General features: G+C 30.2%; 1 protein-coding gene. It reads right to left on the bottom strand.

Features of this window, described 5'->3' with window-relative positions:
- Positions 1-360: helix-turn-helix domain-containing protein (locus tag B879_RS21565; RefSeq protein WP_040401693.1), on the bottom strand; the 360-nt coding region annotated here is incomplete at its 3' end.
- Positions 361-540 lie beyond the last annotated feature (180 nt).

The following is a 540-nucleotide window of genomic DNA, read 5'->3' as shown; positions in this document are numbered from 1 at the left end:
AATAAACACGTAGTAACGTAATTTATAAAGTTCATATAAATAAACTGATTCTGTAAAACCAATGATCTCTTCATAATCTTTTAATAGTCCCATTGTCGCAATAGCTTTTTCGTTTTCTAGGTAATTGATCTGTTTTTGTAAGTCTTTCAATAACTTTATGATATGGTGTTCGCTATTTTCTACATCACGGCTATTAATATTTAAACGTTCCAAGAGTAGTCGAATTGTCTCGCAGTTTGCTTCTTTATTGTTATTCTCAATTTTACTTAAATGTGGAATCGAGCAAATTCCCGCTGCTACCTCATTTTGAGTCATTCCAAGCTTTGTACGGTAGTACTTTATTAAAGAACCTATTTTCATTCAAATACCACACCCCTTTAAATAGTTGGATAGTTTATCTAGTATACTTAATATTTTCCCAATAATCAAAAAACTAGTAATGTGATAAATTCAATATGTAATCCAAATATACTTTGAAAAGGGGTCAGGAAAATGAAAAAAGTGAAGAGTACATTATTCAGTCTATTGATTGCAGGATCA

The sequence above is a fragment of the Cecembia lonarensis LW9 genome, assembly GCF_000298295.1.
In the GTDB taxonomy this organism is placed as follows: domain Bacteria; phylum Bacteroidota; class Bacteroidia; order Cytophagales; family Cyclobacteriaceae; genus Cecembia; species Cecembia lonarensis.
Note: the sequence above shows the minus strand (reverse complement) of the source record. Positions and strands in the feature narration are given on the sequence as shown.